The organism is Mycetohabitans sp. B2, from assembly GCF_021733735.1.
GTDB classification, from domain to species: Bacteria; Pseudomonadota; Gammaproteobacteria; order Burkholderiales; family Burkholderiaceae; genus Mycetohabitans; species Mycetohabitans rhizoxinica.
The window spans coordinates 1-20,117 of sequence record NZ_JAHKSP010000058.1 but is presented as its reverse complement, the minus strand read 5'-3'; the positions used below and the strand labels follow the sequence as shown (position 1 = coordinate 20,117).

18 protein-coding genes and 1 pseudogene are annotated in these 20,117 nt (G+C 56.0%); 11 read left to right on the top strand and 8 right to left on the bottom strand.

The features are described from left to right. The first annotated feature begins 124 nt into the window (after positions 1–124). Positions 125–451: a TAL effector repeat-containing protein gene (locus KPG66_RS13775; RefSeq protein WP_041755122.1), complete on the top strand. Its 327-nt coding sequence runs from the start codon at positions 125–127 to the stop codon at positions 449–451. Between the two features lie 297 nt (positions 452–748). Further along, positions 749–1,399: a hypothetical protein gene (locus KPG66_RS13770; protein ID WP_157864643.1), complete on the top strand. Its 651-nt coding sequence runs from the start codon at positions 749–751 to the stop codon at positions 1,397–1,399. A gap of 93 nt (positions 1,400–1,492) precedes the next feature. On the opposite strand, the gene KPG66_RS13765 is transcribed toward KPG66_RS13770, so the two are convergent. From KPG66_RS13765 to KPG66_RS18060, 4 genes are all read right to left on the bottom strand, one after another. Then, positions 1,493–3,181 (bottom strand): hypothetical protein, encoded by a 1,689-nt coding sequence (locus KPG66_RS13765; protein ID WP_013436744.1) that lies wholly within the window; start codon positions 3,179–3,181, stop codon positions 1,493–1,495. 270 nt (positions 3,182–3,451) lie between these two features. After that, positions 3,452–4,849 (bottom strand): hypothetical protein, encoded by a 1,398-nt coding sequence (locus tag KPG66_RS13760; RefSeq protein WP_237071181.1) that lies wholly within the window; start codon positions 4,847–4,849, stop codon positions 3,452–3,454. Positions 4,850–5,511: 662 nt separating this feature from the next. Next, positions 5,512–7,113, bottom strand: coding sequence for a hypothetical protein (locus KPG66_RS13755; protein ID WP_013436746.1), 1,602 nt, complete (start codon positions 7,111–7,113; stop codon positions 5,512–5,514). Positions 7,114–7,984: 871 nt separating this feature from the next. Next, positions 7,985–8,221: a hypothetical protein gene (locus KPG66_RS18060; RefSeq protein ID WP_415878047.1), complete on the bottom strand. Its 237-nt coding sequence runs from the start codon at positions 8,219–8,221 to the stop codon at positions 7,985–7,987. 9 nt (positions 8,222–8,230) lie between these two features. Between KPG66_RS18060 and KPG66_RS17785 the strand changes: the two genes are divergently transcribed. The 4 genes from KPG66_RS17785 (at position 8,231) to KPG66_RS13730 (ending at position 13,778) form a co-directional block, all read left to right on the top strand. Next, the gene (locus KPG66_RS17785) at positions 8,231–8,800 is read left to right on the top strand and encodes a TAL effector repeat-containing protein (protein WP_232509438.1); all 570 of its coding nucleotides are present in this window, start codon (positions 8,231–8,233) and stop codon (positions 8,798–8,800) included. A 618-nt stretch (positions 8,801–9,418) separates the two neighbouring features. Next, the gene (locus tag KPG66_RS13740) at positions 9,419–12,412 is read left to right on the top strand and encodes a TAL effector repeat-containing protein (protein WP_013436752.1); all 2,994 of its coding nucleotides are present in this window, start codon (positions 9,419–9,421) and stop codon (positions 12,410–12,412) included. A gap of 961 nt (positions 12,413–13,373) precedes the next feature. Continuing rightward, positions 13,374–13,538, top strand: coding sequence for a TAL effector repeat-containing protein (locus tag KPG66_RS13735; RefSeq protein WP_232509427.1), 165 nt, complete (start codon positions 13,374–13,376; stop codon positions 13,536–13,538). Positions 13,539–13,550: 12 nt separating this feature from the next. Continuing rightward, positions 13,551–13,778: a TAL effector repeat-containing protein gene (locus tag KPG66_RS13730; RefSeq protein WP_013436754.1), complete on the top strand. Its 228-nt coding sequence runs from the start codon at positions 13,551–13,553 to the stop codon at positions 13,776–13,778. Between the two features lie 327 nt (positions 13,779–14,105). On the opposite strand, the gene KPG66_RS13725 is transcribed toward KPG66_RS13730, so the two are convergent. Together KPG66_RS13725 and KPG66_RS13720 are read right to left on the bottom strand one after the other, a co-directional pair. Then, entirely contained in the window at positions 14,106–14,468 is a 363-nt protein-coding gene (locus KPG66_RS13725; protein ID WP_013436755.1) for a type II toxin-antitoxin system RelE/ParE family toxin, read from the bottom strand. Then, positions 14,465–14,767, bottom strand: a complete 303-nt coding sequence (locus KPG66_RS13720; RefSeq protein WP_041755161.1) for a type II toxin-antitoxin system ParD family antitoxin — start codon at positions 14,765–14,767, stop codon at positions 14,465–14,467. The genes KPG66_RS13725 and KPG66_RS13720 overlap by 4 nt, the downstream gene beginning before the upstream one ends. Positions 14,768–15,476: 709 nt before the next feature. On the opposite strand from KPG66_RS13720, the gene KPG66_RS13715 reads away from it, so the two are divergent. Together KPG66_RS13715 and KPG66_RS13710 are read left to right on the top strand one after the other, a co-directional pair. Next, entirely contained in the window at positions 15,477–16,301 is an 825-nt protein-coding gene (locus KPG66_RS13715) for a DUF932 domain-containing protein (RefSeq protein ID WP_013436758.1), read from the top strand. A gap of 197 nt (positions 16,302–16,498) precedes the next feature. Continuing rightward, positions 16,499–16,924: pseudogene (locus tag KPG66_RS13710) on the top strand (chromosome partitioning protein ParB); the annotation flags it as partial. 610 nt (positions 16,925–17,534) lie between these two features. Here KPG66_RS13710 and KPG66_RS13705 read toward each other — a convergent pair. Together KPG66_RS13705 and KPG66_RS13700 are read right to left on the bottom strand one after the other, a co-directional pair. After that, a complete protein-coding gene (locus tag KPG66_RS13705; RefSeq protein ID WP_237071180.1) occupies positions 17,535–17,987 on the bottom strand; it encodes a nucleotidyl transferase AbiEii/AbiGii toxin family protein in 453 nt (150 codons plus the stop codon). Beyond that, positions 17,984–18,463, bottom strand: coding sequence for a helix-turn-helix domain-containing protein (locus KPG66_RS13700; protein WP_013436764.1), 480 nt, complete (start codon positions 18,461–18,463; stop codon positions 17,984–17,986). The genes KPG66_RS13705 and KPG66_RS13700 overlap by 4 nt, the downstream gene beginning before the upstream one ends. A 435-nt stretch (positions 18,464–18,898) precedes the next feature. Between KPG66_RS13700 and KPG66_RS13695 the strand changes: the two genes are divergently transcribed. The 3 genes from KPG66_RS13695 (at position 18,899) to KPG66_RS13685 (ending at position 19,804) form a co-directional block, all read left to right on the top strand. Beyond that, positions 18,899–19,132: a hypothetical protein gene (locus tag KPG66_RS13695; RefSeq protein ID WP_157864644.1), complete on the top strand. Its 234-nt coding sequence runs from the start codon at positions 18,899–18,901 to the stop codon at positions 19,130–19,132. 44 nt (positions 19,133–19,176) lie between these two features. Continuing rightward, a complete protein-coding gene (locus KPG66_RS13690) occupies positions 19,177–19,353 on the top strand; it encodes a helix-turn-helix domain-containing protein (protein ID WP_336886359.1) in 177 nt (58 codons plus the stop codon). A gap of 223 nt (positions 19,354–19,576) precedes the next feature. Next, positions 19,577–19,804, top strand: a complete 228-nt coding sequence (locus KPG66_RS13685) for a hypothetical protein (RefSeq protein WP_157864645.1) — start codon at positions 19,577–19,579, stop codon at positions 19,802–19,804. Positions 19,805–20,117: the final 313 nt, after the last annotated feature.

Genomic DNA, 20,117 nt, shown 5'->3' with positions numbered 1-20,117 from the left:
CGAATGACCCAACGTCAGTGGGACTATGGCTCGACTATGAACAGGTATTCCGTCAGCGTGGTTTTGCTCGGGTCGATATTATAAAAATTACAGGGAATGGCGGCGGGGCACAGGCGCTGAAGGCGTGCTTGAGCATGGGCCGACGCTTAGCGAGCGCAGCTTCAGTGAGACTGACATCGCGAAGATTGCCGGTAATGGCGGCGGTGCTCAAGCGCTTGAGGCGGTTGTCATGCACGGGTCAACGCTTTGCGAGCGTGGCTACAGCCGGACCGATATTGTAAAGATTGCCGATAACAATGGCGGTGCCCAGGCGCTCAAAGCGGTGTTCGAACATGGACCAGCGCTCACGCAAGCAGGACGTTCGAACGAGGATATTGTGGATATGGCTGCGCGCACAGGCGCGGCCGGCCAGATACGAAAGTTGGCTGCACAGTTGTCGGGGCGGCAATAGGTGCAGCGGTCAGCCAACATTGAAGGCACGCGACAATCCGATATGCGGTCACAGCGCCGCGATCACGGCATGGTTACCGGTCGTCACCTGATGACCTACCGAGGCGGGCGGGCAGCGTTAGCGACCCGATGCGACAGTAGGCATCTTACCATTTCCTAGATCGGCGAACCTCAGCGAGGCAGTAAGAAGGCGCCAAGGCGACCGTGCTTCGTTTTTCAGGTCGGCCTTTCTGATTTGACAAAGCTACTTGGTCGTAGTCACTATAATTTGAATGACCGAATTGAAATTTCGTCAAAAATGAAGATACTTGGCCACAGTAGGGTTATAGCGGCATTATCCTCGGTTAGAGATTTGTCAAAGCAAATCAATAGCAAAGCTATCTCGCAGAGTTTGCGAAACCCCGTACTTCAAAGTTTGCGGCACCTGCGTGATCCTAAAAAAGAGAATTATTCTGGTTTTCGTGTCAGCCAGATGTCAATAAATGGTGCCGATGCACAGCGGAAAAACCATTTTGGCGACAAGAAAATAGTAAGTAATTTTTGGCAGAAACCTAGCAATGTGTCTGACCAGAAGCGCGACGCTCTTATAGAGAAAGCCAATGATTTTCTAAGGCGGTTAGATGATGTAGAGAACGTCGCTCATGGATCAGTCAATGCCACCCTCAGAAAATTGAACAATCATAGTCGAGGTATGAGAGCAGAGCAACAATATGAGGCGGAGAGACTGCATGACAACATTAAGGAAAGCATTAAATTAACGAGAGGCAAGATTCAGGGAATTCTGCAAGAAAACAATTTGCTGCCCCACCATAAGGCAACATCGGGAAAAACGAAATTATCTAAAAGTCAGTATGATAAAATAATAAAACATTTTGATTCTATTGGGGAGGATATTCAGTCTAATTTAAAATCGACAAAAAGCAGACTTGATGAGATAGATAAAGTATAAAATTTCTTAGTAATGTCATGGATCATTAATCGGCGAGTCGCATGGTCAGGCTGCATCAGTCTTTTCCATACGCCTCGCCAAATGGGCGTTATCTCATCGCCGGCCTAGCCGTGCCTTGATCCAATCGACGATGGGTCGCCGACGACGCTCGCCATCTGTGTGACCAGCCGCCTTCCGTCGGTCAGGATCTTCCCACCATGTCACCGGTAATGGGTCAGGGTCGAAGTTAAGTCGTGGCTGGGGCGCTAATTTGGCGCGTTCGTCGCGGATGCGAGCCTGTATCGGCAAAAATAACTGTTCCGGCTTGCCCAACTCCTTATGAAAAAATTTGAAGTCTAGCCACGCTTCGAGGTCAACAAGAAGCCTTTCGCGTGGGGACGGTGGAATACCGCTACTCAGATTGAGGATACGTTCCAGCGTCTCCGGAGAGTACATGTGCTTTCGGTTGCAGCGAATCCCTAAAATGATGTCGTTGAACCGGTCTTTATCCATGCTTTGGCCACCGGACGTTCGGTCGAAGGTATCAAGCGCCAGCGCCAGCGCAAATTCGGGATTGTTCCCCTCGGCCAATTTGCCGAAGGCTTCCAAAAGTCCTGCAACGATCGGCTCCTGATCCGATAGATCCAACATCGGCAGGATTTCGTACTTCCACTGTTGCAGCCTTCGATTTTGCTCAGCGGCGGTCAAGCCGGCCAGCGCTTCGGGCAACCCTGACAGCGCGTCGCCTTTGCCTATTGACAACCGCTTGGCTGCTTCGAGCATGGATTCGTAGGTAGCAAGGCGTGTGTGCTCTGGCAGCCATCGAATCGCACGACCCAGCGCCTTGCGGGGTGCCGATTGAAGATGCTCAGGAAGCGCTTCGACAAAATTGAGCAAGCGCCGATGCCGCTCTAGCACCAAGTTTCGATCCAGGCAATGAAGCAAAAACAATTGGTTGGCGAGTCTCGTGCTCAATTTCGCCTGTCCGAGGTCGTCCAGTCGCGTCATTTCGCTCAGCAGACGATCGAATCGCGTCATCAGCTCGGGCCTTGGTTTGTAGGGTCTGCCGTGAACGGCCGCCCAACTTTGCTCCCCAGTCCAATGAGAAGAGTCTAGCTGCAGTGCGAGTAGGGGTAGTATTTTGCGCCGCTCTTCCAATGGGCTATCGATCGTGCGGTTGAGAATTGCATCGAACACTGCAATCATCGACTCAGCCGGTACAACATGATAGGAGCCTAGCCCCGCGGTACTTACCACATGATAGTCAGATTCAAAATGATGAATCATCTTGTCCTGCAGCGCCTTACTGTTCGGGATTTTTAGCACCTCAGCAAAGATGTGCGTAAATGCTTCTGTCTGCTCAGCGCGAGGAAATTCATTAATTCCGGACATGGCCAGCCTGTCTAGTGCTGCCAATAGGATGTTTGAATCCGCAACGTCTCTATTGAGCTCATCCAAAAGCTGACGCAACGGTTCTATCCGAGTCTCCCTTGGGCCGTCCTTCTCACGCAACGTTTTTTTTAGAAACGCGCGAACGCGCTCCATAGGCGCGATGCTAGAAGAATTGACTGGCGCCTGCTGCTGAGCCGTAGGGGGATCCCCAGCGATGAGAAAACCGCTTGGGGGCGAGTCGCTAGGATCGCTCTTGTGCGAGTCGATGGACGCATAGATGGCGGCATTGTGAGCGTTTGGCGGTGGCGTGGTATTGAAATCCATGCTGAGCGTATCAAGAGTGGAAGAAAGCCTAAATTCGCACTGCCCCTCGGCGGATGCGAATAGGAGTGCGCCGACTATATAACGCACGGGTGAACGGTTTTTCGAATCATTGCTGATCAGGCATGCACAAAGTCGCTTTCAATGGCTTTGTCGCATCAACACAATAGGATAGAATAGCAAGCCGAAGGTCCGGTAGGCGGGACTGTGTTGGGTCAAAGACGGCTTGTCCGCTGGCTGTGGCCACGGTATCAAAGTTTTGTGCTGCTCGCTAGACGTGAAAGCAGAGATAGAGGCTTGACAGGACTGCGTCAACCTCGCGTACGTTCGCCCTCTCAAAGGTGATCGGCTGTCGTTATGTTATCGCCGAACCAGCCGTGCCTTGATCCAATCGACGATGGGTCGCCGACGACGCTCGCCATCTGTGTGAGCAGCCGCCTTCCGTCGGTCAGGATCTTCCCACCATGTCACCGGTAATGGGTCAGGGTCGAGGTTAATTCGCGGTTTAGGTGCCAATTTGGCTCGTTCGTCCCGTGCGCGAGCCTGTATCGGTAACAGCAGCTGTTCTTGCTTGCTTAATTTCTCTTTTAACAATTTCACATCCAGCCACCGTTCAAGGTCAAGGAGAAGCCTTCTTCGTGTGGACGGTGGAATACCGCTACTCAAATCGAGGACACGTTCCAATGTCTCGGGGGAGTACGTGTGGGTTAAGTTGCCGCGAATCCCTCGAATGATGTCGTCGAAACGGTCTTTATCCATGTTCTGGCCGCCGGACGTCCTATCGAAGGTATCAAGCGCCAGCGCCAGCGCAAATTCGGGATTGTTCCCCTCGGCTAAGTTACCAAATGCAGCGATCAGTCCTGCAACGATCGGCTCCTGATCCGATAGATCCAACATCGGCAGGATTTCGTACTTCCACTGTTGCAACCTTCGATTTTGCTCAGCGGCGGTCAAGCCGGCCAGCGCTTCGGGCAACCCTGACAGCGCGTCGCCTTTGCCTATTGACAACCGCTTGGCTGCTTCGAGCATGGATTCGTAGGTAGCAAGGCGTGTGTGCTCTGGCAGCCATCGAATCGCACGACCCAGCGCCTTGCGGGGTGTCGCTTGAAGATTCTCGGGAAGCGCTTCGACGTAACTGAGTAAGCGCCGATGCCGCTCCAGCACAAGAGTGCGATCCAGGCAATGAAGCACGAACAACTGGTTAGCGAGTTTCGCGCTCAATTTCGCCTGTCCGAGGTCATCCAGCCGCGCCATTTCGTTCAGCAGCCGATCGAATCGCGTCATCAGCTCGGGCCTTGGTTTGTAGGGTCTGCCGTGAACGGCCGCCCAACTTTGCTCCCCGGTCCAATGAGAAGAGTCCAGTTGCAGTGCGAGGAGGGGTAGTATCTTGCGTCGCTCCTCCAATGGACCAGCGATCGTGCGGCTAAAGATTGCATCGAACACTGCAATCATCGACTCGGCGGGAACAACATGATAGGAGCCCAACCCCGCGGTGCTCACCACATGATACGCAGGTTCAAAATGATCAATCATCTTATCCTGTAGCGCCTTGCTATTCGGGATTTTTACCACCTCAGCAAAGATGTGCGTAAATGCTTCTAGCTGCTCAGCGCGAGGAAATTCATTGATTCCAGTCATGGCCAGCCTGTCTAGTACTGCCAATAGGATGTTCGGATCCGCAACGTCGCTATTGAGCCCATCCAACAGCTCACGCAACGCTCCTATGCGGACCTCACTTTCGACGTTCTTCTCACGCAACGTCTTTTTTAGAAACACGTGAACGCGCTCCATAGGCGCGATGCCAGAAGAATTGGCTGGCGCCTGCTGCTGAGCCGTATGGGGATCCCCGACGCTGAAAAAACCGCTTGGGGGCGAGTTGCTAGGACCGCTCTTGTGCGAGTCGATGGACGCATAGATGGCGGCATTGTGAGCGTTTGGCGGTGGCGTGGTATTGAAATCCATGCTAGACGTATCGAGGATGAAAGAAAAGCCTAAGGTCGCAATGCCACCCGGGCGGATGCGAATAGGAGTGCGCCGACTATATAACGCATGGATGAACGGTTTTCCGAGCCATTGCTGATCAGGCATGCACAAAGTCGTTTTCAATGGCTTTGTCGCATCAACACAATAGGATAGAATTACGGGCTGCCAAGGTCCGGTAGGCGCGACTGTGTTGGATCAGAAACGGCTTGCCCGCTGGTTCTTGCCCCGGCATCGAAGCCTTGTGCTACTCGCTAGACGTGATCTTGTTGTCTGGAAAAGGGTGGCACTAATTTGGCCAGTCGAAAACTCAATTCGCGGAACAGAAAATTGACAGTCTGAAGCGCGATTTGGCATAGTGATATAAATCAATAATTGGCGAGTCGCATGGTCAGACTACGTCAGTTTTTCCCATACGCCATCGCTAGATGAGCGTTATCTCATCGCCGGCCTAGCCGTACCTTGATCCAATCGACGATGGGTCGCCGACGACGCTCGCCGTCTGCATGACCAGCTACCTTCCGTCGGTCGGGATCTTCCCACCATGTTACCGGTAATGGGTCAGGGTCAAGGTTAAGTAGCGGCTCAGGTGCCAATTTGGCTCGTTCGTCGCGGATGCGCGCCTGTATCGGCAAAAAGAGCTGTTCCTGCGTGCCCAACGCCTTGTTAAAAAACTTCCAATCTAGCCACTCTTCAAGGTCGAGAAGAAGTATTTCTCGTGTGGACGGTGGAATACCGCTACCCAGATCGAGGATACGTCCCAGCGTCTCGGGAGAGTACGTATGCTTCGAGTTGCAGCGAATCTCTAAAATTATTTTGCTAAACCGTTCTTTATCCATACTCTGGCCGCCGGACGTCCTCTCAAAGGTATCAAGCGCCAGCGCCAGCGCAAATTCGGGATTGTTCCCCTCAGCCAAGTTGCCAAAGGCAGCGATCAATCCTGCAACGATTGGCTCTTGATCCGATAAATCCAACATGGGCAGGATTTCGTACTTCCACTGTTGCAGCCTTCGATTTTGCTCGGCAGCGGTCAAACCGGCCAGTGCTTCGGGTAACCCGGCCAATGCCTCGCCTTTGCCTATTGACAACCGCTTGGCTGCTTCGAGCATGGATTCGTAGGTAGCAAGGCGTGTGTGCTCAGGCAGCCATCGAATCGCACGACCCAGCGCCTTGCGGGGTATGGATTGAAGCTTCTCGGGAAGCGCTTCGACGTAATTGAGCAAACGTTGATGTCGGTTCAACACAAGGGTGCGATCCAAACAATGAAGCAGAAATAACTGGTTGGCTAGTTCTGCGCTCAATTTTGCCCGTCCGATATCATCCAACCGCGCCATTTCGCTCAGCAGCCGATCAAATCGCGCCGTCAACTCGGGCCTTGGATTATAGGGTCTGCCGTGAACGGCTGCCCAACTCTGTTCCCCGGTCCAATGAGAAGAGTCCAGTTGCAGTGCCAGGAGCGGCAGTATCTTGCGCCGCTCCTCCAATGGACTAGCGATTGTGCGGCTGAGGATTGCATCGAACACTGCGATCATCGACTCAGCAGGTACAACATGATAGGAGCCCAGCCCCGTGGTACTTACCACATTATAGTCAGATTCAAAATGATGAATCATTTTGTCCTGCAGCGCCTTACTATTCGGGATTTTCAGCACCTCAGCAAAGATGTGCGTAAATGCTTCTGTCTGCTCAGCGCGAGGAAATTCATTAATTCCGGACATGGCCAGCCTGTCTAGTGCTGCTAATAGGATGTTTGAATCCACAACGTCTCTATTGAGCTCATCCAAAAGCTGACGCAACGGTTCTATCCGAATCTCCCTTGGGCCGTCCTTCTCACGCAACGTTTTTTTTAGAAACTTGTGAACGCGCTCCATAGGCGCTATGCCAGAAGAATTGGCTGGCGCCTGCCGCTGAGCCGTATTAGGGTTCCCGGCACTGAAGAAACCGCTTGGGGGCGAGTTGCTAGGACCGCTCTTGTGCGACTCGACGGACGCATAGATGGCGGCATTGTGCGGGTTCGGCGGTGGCGTGGTATTGAAATCCATACTGGTCGTATTGAGAATGAAAGAAAGCCTAAGGTCGCAATGCCGCCCGGGCGGATGCGAATAGGAGTGCGCCGACTATATAACGCATGGGTGAACGGTTTTCAGAACCATTGCTGATCAGGCATGCACAAAGTCGTTTTCAATGGCTTTATCGCATTAAAAAAATAGGCTAGAATCGCGAGCCGCCAAGGTGCGGTATGCACGACTGTGTGAGTGAAAAAACGGCTTGCCCGCTGGCTGTGGCCACGGTATCAAAGCCTTGTGCTGCTCGCTAGACGTAATCTTGTATCTGGAAAGGACGGCGCTAATCTGGCCGTGCTGCAAGCGCTAAACGCTAAGCGGCCCGCGCGCATCCATGTGCGGCAAGACAAACGAAATTGTTGAATACGACCCACACGCCGTTCAACGCCTCAACACTCACAAGGACATTGCCTAGACGACTGAAAGCCCGCACGGGCTGCATCGGAGCACCAATCGGTACGCATACCAACCATGTTTGGGCCGCCTCACTCTTTATCTAGTATGCCGTGCTTCGCCGGCTCGGCGGTGCGTTCGCACTCGCGTACAACGTGCAGCGAATATCGTTCAAGGTACTGATTTTTGATCACACGCAATACGCTATGTCACCAGTGGTTTGGGATAGCCCCATTTGCTATTTGAACGAACTTGAGGCGGGCAATACTGCGCAAACCGGTGCGGATTCACTTATGCGCGAGAGTCAGTGTACGAATGACCCAACGTCAGTGGGATTATGCCGGTGACGTCTGTGTATCAGAAAGATAAACCGTTTGGTGCCCGGCTTAATCTCAGCCCGTTCGAATGTTTAAAGATTGAGAAACATTCTGGTGGTGCTGACGCCCTGGAGTTTATCTCAAATAAATACGATGCGCTTACTCAGGTACTGAGTCGGGCTGACATCCTGAAAATCGCCTGCCATGACTGCGCAGCCCATGCGCTGCAGGCGGTGCTCGACTATGAACAGGTATTCCGTCAGCGTGGTTTTGCTCGGGCCGATATTATAAAAATTACAGGGAATGGCGGTGGGGCCCAGGCGCTGAAGGCAGTCGTCGTACACGGGCCGACGCTTAACGAGTGCGGCTTCAGTCAAGCTGACATCGTGAGAATCGCGGACAATATCGGCGGGGCACAGGCGCTGAAGGCGGTGCTTGAGCACGGGCCGACGCTTAACGAGCGCGACTACAGTGGGGCTGACATCGTGAAGATTGCCGGCAACGGCGGCGGTGCTCGAGCGCTCAAGGCGGTTGTTATGCACGGGCCAACGCTTTGCGAGAGTGGCTACAGTGGAGCCGACATCGTGAAGATTGCCAGCAATGGCGGTGGTGCTCAGGCGCTGGAGGCGGTTGCCATGCACGGGTCAACGCTTTGCGAGCGTGGCTACTGCCGGACCGATATTGCAAAGATTGCCGGTAATGGCGGCGGTGCCCAGGCGCTCAAGGCGATTGTCATGCACGGGCCAACGCTTTGCGAGCGTGGCTACAGCCGGACCGATATTGTAAAGATTGCCGATAACAATGGCGGTGCCCAGGCGCTCAAAGCGGTGTTCGAACATGGACCAGCGCTCACGCAAGCAGGACGTTCGAACGAGGATATTGTGAATATGGCTGCGCGCACAGGCGCGGCCGGCCAGATACGAAAGATGGCTGCACAATTGTCGGGGCGGCAATAGGTGCAGCGCTCAGCCAACATTGAAGGCACGCGACAATCCGATATGCGGTCACAGCGCCGCGATCACAGCATGGTTACCGGTCGTCACCTGATAACCTACCGAGGCGGGCGGGCCGCATTAGCGACCCGATGCGGCAGTAGGCATCCTACCATTTCCTAGATCGGCGAACCTCAGCGAGGCAGTAGGAAGGCACCAAGGTCAACCACTTTTCGTTTCTCAGGTCGGTCCTTCCGATTTGACAAAGCGAGACGCTCGAAGCGGCTAAGCGTGCCCACGTCGTCAAGACTTCGAGCCAGCCATTGGTTGGTTGCGGCTCAAATAACTTGCCCCTCTTCGCCATGTTGAGCGCTCACGCTCATTGTCGGGTAGTCCGCTTTGCTTCGCTCAGTAGGTGAAGCGTTCGCTGTCGAGCGCAACGCGTTTGCCCTGCCATTCAAAGTACGTGTCTGTCAATGGCACGGAGTGCTTGAAATGGATAGGTGGCCAGGTGTTTGGGCTCAGCTTACCAGCCATACCCAATCTTTTGTCGATCTTGATGCGGACGAGGTCACGCAAACCAGTGCGCGCTCGCTCGTGCGAGAGGGCCGGTGTGCCGATAGTTCGGCATCGGTTTGACCCATGCCGGCGACGTCTATGCATCAAGAAGACAAGCAATCGGCTAACGGGCTTAACCTCAGCCCACTCGAACGCATAAAGATTGAGAAACATTATGGTGGTGGTGCCACCCTGGCGTTTATCTCAAATCAGCACGATGAGCTCGCTCAAGTACTGAGTCGGGCTGATATTTTAAAAATTGCAAGCTATGACTGCGCAGCCCAGGCGTTGCAAGCGGTGCTCGACTGTGGGCCGATGCTTGGCAAGCGCGGCTTCAGCCGAGCGGATATCGTCAGAATCGCGGGCAATGGCGGTGGGGCACAGGCGCTGTATTCGGTGCTTGACGTTGAGCCGACGCTAGGCAAACGTGGTTTCAGCCAGGTTGATGTCGTTAAAATTGCGGGCGGTGGCGCGCAGGCACTGCATACAGTGCTTGAAATTGGCCCGACGCTTGGCGAACGTGGTTTCAGCCGGGGCGATATCGTCACGATTGCGGGCAATAACGGCGGGGCGCAGGCGTTGCAGGCGGTGCTTGAGCTTGAGCCGACGCTTCGCGAACGCGGCTTCAACCAAGCCGACATCGTTAAAATCGCGGGCAATGGCGGTGGAGCGCAGGCGCTGCAGGCGGTGCTTGACGTTGAGCCGGCGCTTGGCAAACGTGGTTTCAGCCGGGTTGATATCGCTAAAATCGCGGGCGGTGGGGCGCAGGCACTGCAGGCGGTGCTTGGACTTGAGCCGACGCTTCGCAAGCGTGGCTTCCACCCGACCGATATTATCAAAATTGCAGGCAATAACGGTGGGGCGCAGGCACTGCAGGCGGTGCTTGACCTTGAGCTAATGCTTCGCGAGCGCGGCTTCAGCCAGGCCGATATCGTGAAAATGGCGAGCAATATTGGCGGGGCGCAGGCACTGCAGGCGGTGCTTAACCTTGAGCCAGCGCTTTGCGAGCGCGGTTTCAGCCAGCCCGATATCGTGAAAATGGCGGGCAATAGTGGGGGGGCGCAGGCACTGCAGGCAGTGCTTGACCTTGAGTTGGCGTTTCGCGAGCGCGGCTTCAGCCAGGCCGATATCGTGAAAATGGCGAGCAATATTGGCGGAGCGCAGGCACTGCAGGCGGTGCTTGAGCTTGAGCCAGCGCTTCACGAGCGCGGCTTCAGCCAAGCCAATATTGTCAAAATGGCCGGCAATAGTGGTGGGGCGCAGGCACTGCAGGCGGTGCTTGACCTTGAGCTAGTGTTTCGCGAGCGCGGTTTCAGCCAACCCGAGATTGTCGAAATGGCGGGCAATATCGGCGGGGCGCAGGCACTGCATACGGTGCTTGACCTTGAGCTGGCGTTTCGCGAGCGGGGCGTCCGTCAGGCTGACATCGTCAAGATTGTAGGCAATAATGGTGGGGCGCAGGCACTGCAGGCAGTGTTTGAACTTGAGCCGACGCTTCGCGAGCGCGGCTTCAACCAAGCCACCATCGTGAAAATAGCGGCCAATGGCGGTGGGGCGCAGGCGCTGTATTCGGTGCTTGACGTTGAGCCGACGCTTGACAAACGTGGTTTCAGTCGGGTTGATATCGTAAAAATCGCGGGCGGTGGCGCGCAGGCACTGCATACGGCGTTTGAACTTGAGCCGACGCTTCGTAAGCGCGGCTTCAATCCGACCGATATTGTCAAGATTGCAGGCAATAAGGGGGGAGCGCAGGCACTGCAGGCGGTGCTTGAGCTTGAACCAGCGCTTCGCGAGCGCGGCTTCAACCAAGCCACCATCGTGAAAATGGCGGGCAATGCCGGTGGGGCGCAGGCGTTATATTCGGTGCTTGACGTTGAGCCAGCGCTTCGCGAGCGCGGTTTCAGCCAACCCGAGATTGTCAAAATCGCAGGCAATATCGGCGGGGCGCAGGCACTGCATACGGTGCTTGAACTTGAGCCGACGCTTCACAAGCGCGGCTTCAATCCGACCGATATTGTCAAGATTGCAGGCAATAGTGGTGGCGCGCAGGCACTACAGGCGGTGCTTGAGCTTGAGCCAGCGTTTCGCGAGCGAGGCTTCGGCCAGCCCGATATCGTGAAAATGGCGAGCAATATCGGCGGGGCGCAGGCACTGCAGGCGGTGCTTGAGCTTGAGCCAGCGCTTCGCGAGCGCGGTTTCAGCCAACCCGATATTGTCGAAATGGCGGGCAATATCGGCGGGGCGCAGGCACTGCAGGCGGTGCTTGAGCTTGAGCCAGCGTTTCGTGAGCGCGGCTTCAGCCAATCCGATATTGTCAAAATCGCAGGTAATATCGGCGGGGCACAGGCACTGCAGGCGGTGCTTGAGCTTGAGCCAACGCTTCGCGAGAGTGACTTCCGTCAGGCGGACATTGTCAACATTGCGGGCAACGATGGCAGTACCCAGGCGCTGAAGGCAGTGATCGAGCATGGGCCGAGACTGCGACAGCGCGGCTTCAATCGAGCGAGTATCGTCAAAATCGCGGGCAATAGCGGTGGGGCGCAAGCACTACAAGCGGTGCTCAAGCATGGGCCAACACTGGACGAGCGCGGCTTCAATCTGACCAATATTGTCAAAATCGCGGGCAATGGCGGCGGCGCCCAGGCGCTGAAAGCAGTGATCGAGCATGGGCCAACACTGCAACAGCGCGGCTTCAATCTAACCGATATCGTCGAAATGGCAGGCAAAGGCGGCGGCGCCCAGGCGCTGAAGGCAGTGCTCGAGCATGGGCCAACACTGCGACAGCGCGGCTTCAATCTGATCGATATCGTCGAAATGGCGAGCAATACTGGTGGAGCTCAGGCGCTGAAGACGGTGCTTGAGCATGGGCCGACGCTGCGGCAACGCGACTTGAGTCTAATCGATATCGTGGAGATTGCGAGCAATGGCGGCGCTCAGGCGTTGAAAGCGGTGCTCAAATATGGGCCGGTGCTCATGCAGGCAGGACGCTCCAACGAGGAGATCGTACATGTGGCCGCGCGCCGAGGAGGAGCCGGTCGAATACGAAAGATGGTCGCACTCTTGCTGGAGCGGCAATAGAGGCAGCGGTTACCAGCATTGATGTGTGTGAATCGCACACTTAACGTAAGCTCGGCGCTGCATGCGTCGTGTGTTGACGTACATACCGACGCGCTTGCCATGCATCGGCAGGTCCTTGACAAGCTATTCGCAGCGTCCGAAGCCGACAAATCGGTTCGAGTTGCAGTTTGGGCAGTGTGTAGGCGATTGCCTCACCTCGACGCAGAGGTGGTAGTCGTGCTCGACTGTCAGAACGGTGTAGTCGGGCAGGTTCAAAATGTTCGCGGGTACTCTCTTCTTCAAGATGGGGAGGTGTCGGAAATTTCGTGTGCTGAGGTCGGTTAAAAATCTCAGCTGATGGCGGCGGTGAATCGCTCGCCGAACAGAATGGCGAACTGATTGTCGAATACGGCCCACACGCCATCCAACGCCTAAACACTCGGCGGTTGTGGCTCAGATAACGCGCCCCTCTTCGCCATGTTGAGCGCCATCACGCTCATGGTCGGGTCGTTCGCTCTGCTTCGCCCAGTAGGCGAAGCGTTCGCTGTCGAGCGTAACGCATTTCACCTGTCATTCAAAGTACATGTCTGTCAATGGCACGGAGTGCTTGAAATGGATAGGTGGCCAAGTGATCGGGCTCGGCTTACCAGCCGTACTCAATCTTTTGCCGCGGACAATGTCACGCAAACCAGTGCGCGCTCGCTCGTGCGGGAGGGCCGGTGTGCGGATGACTCAGCACCGTGGTGACCCATGTCGAAGACGCTTGTGCATCAAGAAGATAAACAATTGGCTAACTGGCTTAATCTCAGCCCGCTCGAACGCTAAAAGATTGAGAAACAATATGGTGGTGCTACCACTTTGGAGTTTATCTCAAATAAGCAGAATGAACTCGCTCAAATACTGAGCCGGGCTGGCGATCCTAGCAATCGCAAGCTATGACTGCGCAGTCCACGCGTTGCAAGCTGTGCTCGACTGTGGGCCGATGCTAAGCAAGCGCGGTTTCAGCCAAGCCGACATCGTGAAAATCGCGTGCAACGGTGGAGCGCAGGCGCTGTATTCAGTGCTTGACGTTGAGCCGACGCTTCGCGAGCGCGGTTTCAGCCGAGTCGATATCGTTAAAATTGCGGGCAATAACGGTGGGGCATAGGCACTGCATACGGTGCTTGACCTCGGGCCGACGCTTAACGAGCGCGGCTACATTCGAGCCGATATTGTGAAGATTGCCGGTAATGGCGGCGGTGCTCAAGCGCTCTGTCAGCAGCACGTTGAAAATGGCTCTTCCACACTTTGTGTGAACCGGCAGGCCAGCGGCATGCCTGAAATGTGGCGATTAGCGGCAGGTCTCGGCCACGACTATGACGCAGCACTGCTGTCCCCTCTACAGTAACGTTATCGTCGAAGGCTATGTCAATCGGCTCAAGTTTCTCAAGCGACAAATGTATGGCCGCGCCGGCTCTTAGCTGCTTTGTACTCGCGTGTTGAATCGATGCTGACCCGCGGCACAAACTTCACACAAAGTGCGGAAGAGCCATTTTCAACGTGCTGCTGACAGGGCGACCTTCAGTAGGTTTTCAAATGCTTATTTTTCGCGCTGCATCATCTACTCGGGGCGCATCGCTTTTGCACCGTAAGAGCCAGCTTGTGCTGGCAATGATCTTGGCTCACCCTTTACGAAAGGTACAGCGCCCCTTTTCACTGCCGGCATAAAAGATCGCTACGCGTCGCGCATGAACGATGACATATGGCGTGGCAAGTCCATCGCCTCATGCAGGATACGCAATACGTCGATGACGTGGCGATGCTGTTGCGCAACCTGAAACATGACGAAATGACGGCCTGTGCGGCCGTTGCGGGCTACGTGAAGCGTCAAGATGCCGGCGGCGATGTCATCTCGGGCTTGAACGCCGCAAAGCGTTGGACCTGCCATCAACTCCTGTACGGCCGCCGATAGTGTGTCAGCATCAATGCGTGCCTGCCGCTTACCGAACTGCAGGGCGCTCCAGCCGATGATGCATCGAAAATCATCCCGGGCGGTATTCGTGACGCGGACGGCCCAAATCGTTGCACCTGCTTTCACTGAGTGTCTCGGGATTCGGGCCCTGAGGCGAACGCGTCTTCTGCCAGGCTTGCGAAGTGGCCACGCAAGGCCTCGGCTGACGCGAACGTACGAATTCTTTCCATCTCCACATCGGCGATGCCAATTCGGGCCGCTTCGCGCAGTGCCTCAATCTTAGCTTGAGTTTGGGCTTGTTCACGCTCAATCAATCGAAGTCCTTCACGCAGCACTTCACTGGCATTTTGGTAATAGCCCGACTTAACAAGGCGATCCACTAAGGCAGCCTGACGATCGGTCAATACAACGTTGCGTGTGGGCATAGCAATCGTCCTTGTAAGTTTGACTGACATATTATGCCAGGTGCCGGCCAATGGCAGCGCTCAACAAAGTACACGTTTAGGCACTGCGACAATCGCTCGCCGACGCGCCGCTTCTCGAATGCAGCATCGCTAGCGGCATAGAGCAGCTGCATCGTCCGCGTCAGCGCCTCAAACTACAGACGCATTGGCGGTCTCCTCCATGCCGGGAGGGTACGGCGATGCATTCGGTCATGTACCCCGTCCAGTACTGTCCAGACGCGCTGTCGTGCTGTGCATCGAGCCTCGCTACGCGAGCCTCGACCCTACGGGCGCTCATCGCTCACCCCTACGGCCCAGCGTTCAGCTTCGGGCCTGCGCGCTTCGCTTGCATGCGCTCGGCACAAAGACACGGCCGTTGCCTGTCCAGCCGTCTGCCTTGACTTCATCACCTTGTCCGCGACTGTAACGCGCGGCCGGGTGTTGTCAAGGCGCGCAGGGCCGTGTCCTCGGCTACGCCTGCGGGCCGCACCCACCCTGCGCTTGTTCCCTTGACGACACCCGGCCGCGCGCTCCTGAGCGCCGCGGGCGATGAACTCAGGAAAGACGGTGGCAACGAGGCCAACTGGGTTCTTCGTGCCGACCGCACAAAACAACCTAAAGGCGGGCTCCGAATCTAGGAATCCGGTGTGCGGGGTGAACAACAAACATTTATTGGTTAGGAAAACATACTATGCAATTTGTATCCCGCTTCGCTTACCGTTCGCCGGTACTGCGCTCGGAACGTGCTTTGTCGGATGACCAGATTCGCGCCGTGGCCCCGTCCATCTTCGCGGATGCCTCGCACGAAAGCCGCTCGCCGCGGTACAGCTATATCCCCACCGCCACAGTGCTGCAAGAACTGCGCGGCGAAGGCTTCGAGCCTTTCATGGTGTGCCAGACTCGCGTGCGGCAAGACGGCCGCCGCGCCTACACCAAGCACATGATTCGGCTACGCCATGCCAGTCAAATCAGTAGCCGCGAAGCTAACGAGATCATTTTGTTGAACTCCCATGATGGAACGAGCAGCTATCAGATGCTCGCCGGGATGTTCCGCTTCGCGTGCCAGAACGGTCTCGTTTGCGGCGATACGGTAGCCGACGTGCGCGTGCCCCATAAGGGCGACGTGGCCGCGCAGGTCATCGAAAGCGCTTACAAAGTCTTGCACGGCTTCGAGCGAGCGCAGTCATCCCGCAATGCCATGCGGTCCATCACGCTGGACAACGGCGAAGCCGAGGTGTTCGCCCGTGCCGCACTGGCATTGAAGTATGACGAGGACAAGCCCGCGCCCATCACGGAGTCGCAAATCCTGATGCCGCGCCGCACGGATGACAATCGCCACGACTTGTGGAGCGTGTTCAACCGCACGCAAGAAAACCTTATCAAAGGCGGCTTGTCCACTCGCGCCGCGAATGGTCGCCGCCAGACTACGCGCCCGGTGCCGAGCATCGACAACGACATCCGCCTGAATCGTGCCTTGTGGCTGCTGGCCGAGGGCCTGCGCCAGTTGAAAGCCTGACTCCCACGCGGCAGGGGCAGGCAACAACCCTTGCCGCTTCTTTCGCCGTTGCATCCCTCAACGCAAGGAGTAGTCACCATGAACGCCCTCGCCCAAACCGAAGTCATCGCCATCGAAACCGCCGCGCCGCTGAAAGCGGCAGACCCAACCTCCGGCTAGCTCTCACTATCGCGTCAGCGGTTTAGTACAAACGCTTACGTTGTTCAAGCATGGCCCCGGACTGGCCGCAGTCGCCTGCCGCCGTGGCGCTGCGCGAGTTGCAGCAGGTCGCGAGCGAAGCGTTGCCGCAGGACAGCGCCGCATTGTTCGCCGTGCTACTGGCAAAGCCGCAAGACGAACTGGTGCGACTGCTGGCTATGTACGTCGCGGCCACGGTGAACGTGGTGATGCTGCGCGCCACACCGCGATTTTAGAAGCCGTGGACCAGTTCGCCCCGGCGCACGTCACTCGACTATCCAAGCTCAAGAAGAGCAACATGGCTAGCGAAGCCGAACGGCTAGCCGAGGGCATCATTTGGTTGCCTGCCATGTTCCGAGCCGCAAGGCTTACCGGATGCGGAGGGCGAAACCGATGCACCGGAAGTCGAAGCCGACGAGGCAAAGGCCCACGCGCTGGCCGCGTGAAGGTGCAGCATTGCGCCGGGGCGGGCGCGCAACGGTCTTGCGCGCAGTACAGTAATCGGTGCCCGCTAGCGTAGGCAAAGCCTCGATCGCGTCCCGCCGCAATGGGCAGGGTGACGTGCTGCTGGCGCAGCACGTCACGCACGCGCCTGCGGCGCGTCACGTTCCATCAGGCCTAGAGCTTAGAGTTTCCTGACACACCGGCACCAGAAGCTGCTGCGCGACAATCTGGGCCATGCTTTCCCCACTACCACAAGCCTGTATCGACAAAGTGACGACCGACGCCAAAAATTAGTACCCGGTTAGGTCAGATTGACTCCGACGGCCCCCGCGAAAGGTGAATGTGGTGCCGGCTAGAACTAGCGCGGCCTAGGGCGAGGTCGAGAGCGCAATTTGTGACCGTCGATGTTCCCGGGGATCTCCTGTATGAAGTCGCTTACGAGACCAGCACAGTAGTCAAACGATGGAGTGTAGCTGAGCGTCTGAGTATCGTTGAACCGCGACGCCAGAAACTCGCGATGCTCCCCCAAGAGTCGTAGAAAGGTGTCGCGATGCCGGATGAGGTATTCGCCGGCGTCCATCAAGCTGTTCGGCTCCCGTTCGATCATTAGGCTCAAATCGAACAGGTCCCGTGCCGTCGGACGATCTCCGCGGTGCCACATTTTTTTGCGACAATCTCTGCGGCGGTCTCAACCTTGACAGGCTGGTCCATCAGTACCCACTCGTCGTAGCTAGGGTCAGTCAGGTTCTGTGACACGACAAAGTCGATTTCGCCCTCGGCCAAAATAAGCTTCACAAACTGGGCGTGTTCCTCGTAATCGGTCGTGATGTCGGATGCGGCCTCGTTGATGCGAGGATTGACGTATCCGAGGTACTGCGGATTGGGGACGAAGATATCCACGTCCTTGCTCATACGGTGACCATATCGCAGCATGAGGACCGTGCCCCCGCCGAACGTCCAAAACGGATTTGCCGTGCCATGTGTTCGAATCTCGTCGATCAGCGTTAGCGTATGGCGAAAGAGGCCTTGCCACGGGCCCTCGGGCAGGGGCGAAGGCGTCCTCATGCCCATACTTTTCGATAAAGGTGAAGGTCTTTCGACCAGGTGGCGAGGTTCTTCCAGATTTTCCGCGGTTGCGTACCAGCGTGCTTGGCGGCTTCTTCGACCGCCTTGACCACAACTGGCACAGGCACCTCATCAAGGATGACTGAGAGTTGCGATTCACAGCCTTGTGGGATCTGTCCCGTTGCCAGCGCGTTCGCCAGCAGATGCTCAGTCAGATGCCCTTTGTAGCTGACGTTTGCACTTACGGCGGTCTTGCGAAGGCCTTTCTGCTCCGACCGTCGCTTGACCGTCAATTCGATCCCGAGCACGCTGAGTAGTGCAATCAGCTTGTTGATGCCGAGATCCTTTAACTTGCCTGTCTCAAGCTGATTGACGGTGAACCGCGACAAGCCGGCCAGCCTCGCTAGTTGCGCCTGAGTGAGATCGAGTTCTGTCCGCCGTTTCGCCACAGCCCATCCTATCTCGTAAAGTTGCATGGTGAACCTCCCGGCCGCTCACTGGGGCGGCGCATGTATGTAAAGTATCTTACAGAAAAGATTTTCAAGGCCCTTATCTTACGTGGCTGCAATATGGGGTAACTTTATAAGCGTGCGCTAAGCCGCCCCCTTGGTGCGCACGGTGCCAGAGGGAATGAGCGGCTTTTTCTCCGTTGCCGATCCGCCGTGTAACGTCCACTTCGGCTTCAGCCCGCTCGGTTCGCTGCAGTGCTGACTACAGTGTGGGGCCGCAATTGTCGTGTCTACCCGCGCGAACAAGAACCTGCAAAATAGGGCGGCTATAGATCTAGCTGACAATATGACAATAAAAATGATTTTTCGAGTATCCGGATTTGAGTGTGTTTTGTAGCTTGACGCGAATGAACATTGTTCGTAACATTGAGCCACTTTCGACAACTGCTGCAGAGGTCAACAGTGAAGACTATCCTCTGGATGTTGCGTTTTCAATTTGTGTCGTGCTTCATCGGTGCTATCGCCGCTGCTGTATCGGGCTATATCTTGTTTGTCAACGTTCCCGCAACAGACAACTCGGCACCCTGGGTTGCAGCTCATTTGGCGTTTGGCGTGATGCCGTGGACCTTGATATTCATATTCGGTTGTGGTTGCATGATTTACTCATGGTGGCAAGCGTTTAAACGCAAAATGTGATGGCAAGCGGATCAAAGGCGGTTCGCATCAACTTCCCCCACCCAATGCCTGCCGACATTAAGGCGATTCGCGTGGCTGCTGGATTGAGTCAATCAGAAGCAGCCTTCAAGGTCTATCGAACAGCTCGAAATTGGCAGCAATGGGAAGCTGGAGATAGGCGTATGGACCCGGCTCTGTGGGAGTTGTTCAAGCTCAAGATTGCCATGCACAATGTTCGTTAGCTGTCGTATGGTTGCCCAACGTCAAATCCGGATGGCCGATTTTTCTCGCGCCCACTTCTGCCATGCCTTCTTGAGACGCTCGGCGGTGATTAACTCCACGCCGAGGACCTCGCTGACCGCCAGCGTGGTCTGTCCGGCCTCAAACAGCGTCGCAATATAACTGTTTCACAGCGTTTGGGGACTGGTGCGCGCCTGCCGCCTGTCAACCACGCCGCAGACGCGCATGATGGCCTCGGTGGCGCGCAGCGCGGTGACCGAGTGCATCGGCCGCGCGTCCCCTCCACCGGGAAAGACCCATGAACTGTCAACACCGCTGGTGTGCCGTTCGACTAACCCGAGCGCCAGCACCGAGTGGGCAAATGGTTCGGGCCGGGATACGGTTTGGCTATTGGCGCAGGTCGTCCATCTGGCACATGATCGGCTCGCCGCGGAACGCGATTCGCTCGCTTGAACTCGGTGTTGAGAGAGTGATCGTTTTCAAGCACGGCTCGGTAGGACTAGCAGTTCTTGTAGCGCGTTGCGCATCATGCTACACTCGCTGCATGATAATCAGCTTTCGGCACAAAGGGCTTGAAGCCTTGTTTCGCGAGGATTCCCCGCGAGGTGTGCAAGTAGCCCACGCGGCCAAACTCCGCCGCATCTTGGCTGCGCTCAACGCTGCCTGTTTGCCGCGAGAATTGGATCAGCCCGGCTATAAATTGCATATAAATTGCATCTCCTGAAAGGAGACATGAAAGAGCACTGGTCAATATGGGTCAACGGTA

Bases quoted from the DNA above. Each gene is read 5' to 3' on its own strand.
- KPG66_RS13770 (WP_157864643.1), top strand. From the start codon at position 749: ATGAAGATACTTGGCCACAGTAGGGTTATAGCGGCATTATCCTCGGTT.
- KPG66_RS13755 (WP_013436746.1), bottom strand. From the start codon at position 7,113: ATGGATTTCAATACCACGCCACCGCCGAACCCGCACAATGCCGCCATC.
- KPG66_RS13740 (WP_013436752.1), top strand. From the start codon at position 9,419: ATGCCGGCGACGTCTATGCATCAAGAAGACAAGCAATCGGCTAACGGG.
- KPG66_RS13735 (WP_232509427.1), top strand. From the start codon at position 13,374: ATGCTAAGCAAGCGCGGTTTCAGCCAAGCCGACATCGTGAAAATCGCG.
- KPG66_RS13720 (WP_041755161.1), bottom strand. From the start codon at position 14,767: ATGCCCACACGCAACGTTGTATTGACCGATCGTCAGGCTGCCTTAGTG.
- KPG66_RS13715 (WP_013436758.1), top strand. From the start codon at position 15,477: ATGCAATTTGTATCCCGCTTCGCTTACCGTTCGCCGGTACTGCGCTCG.
- KPG66_RS13705 (WP_237071180.1), bottom strand. From the start codon at position 17,987: ATGAGGACGCCTTCGCCCCTGCCCGAGGGCCCGTGGCAAGGCCTCTTT.
- KPG66_RS13700 (WP_013436764.1), bottom strand. From the start codon at position 18,463: ATGCAACTTTACGAGATAGGATGGGCTGTGGCGAAACGGCGGACAGAA.
- KPG66_RS13690 (WP_336886359.1), top strand. From the start codon at position 19,177: ATGCCTGCCGACATTAAGGCGATTCGCGTGGCTGCTGGATTGAGTCAA.
- KPG66_RS13685 (WP_157864645.1), top strand. From the start codon at position 19,577: ATGATGGCCTCGGTGGCGCGCAGCGCGGTGACCGAGTGCATCGGCCGC.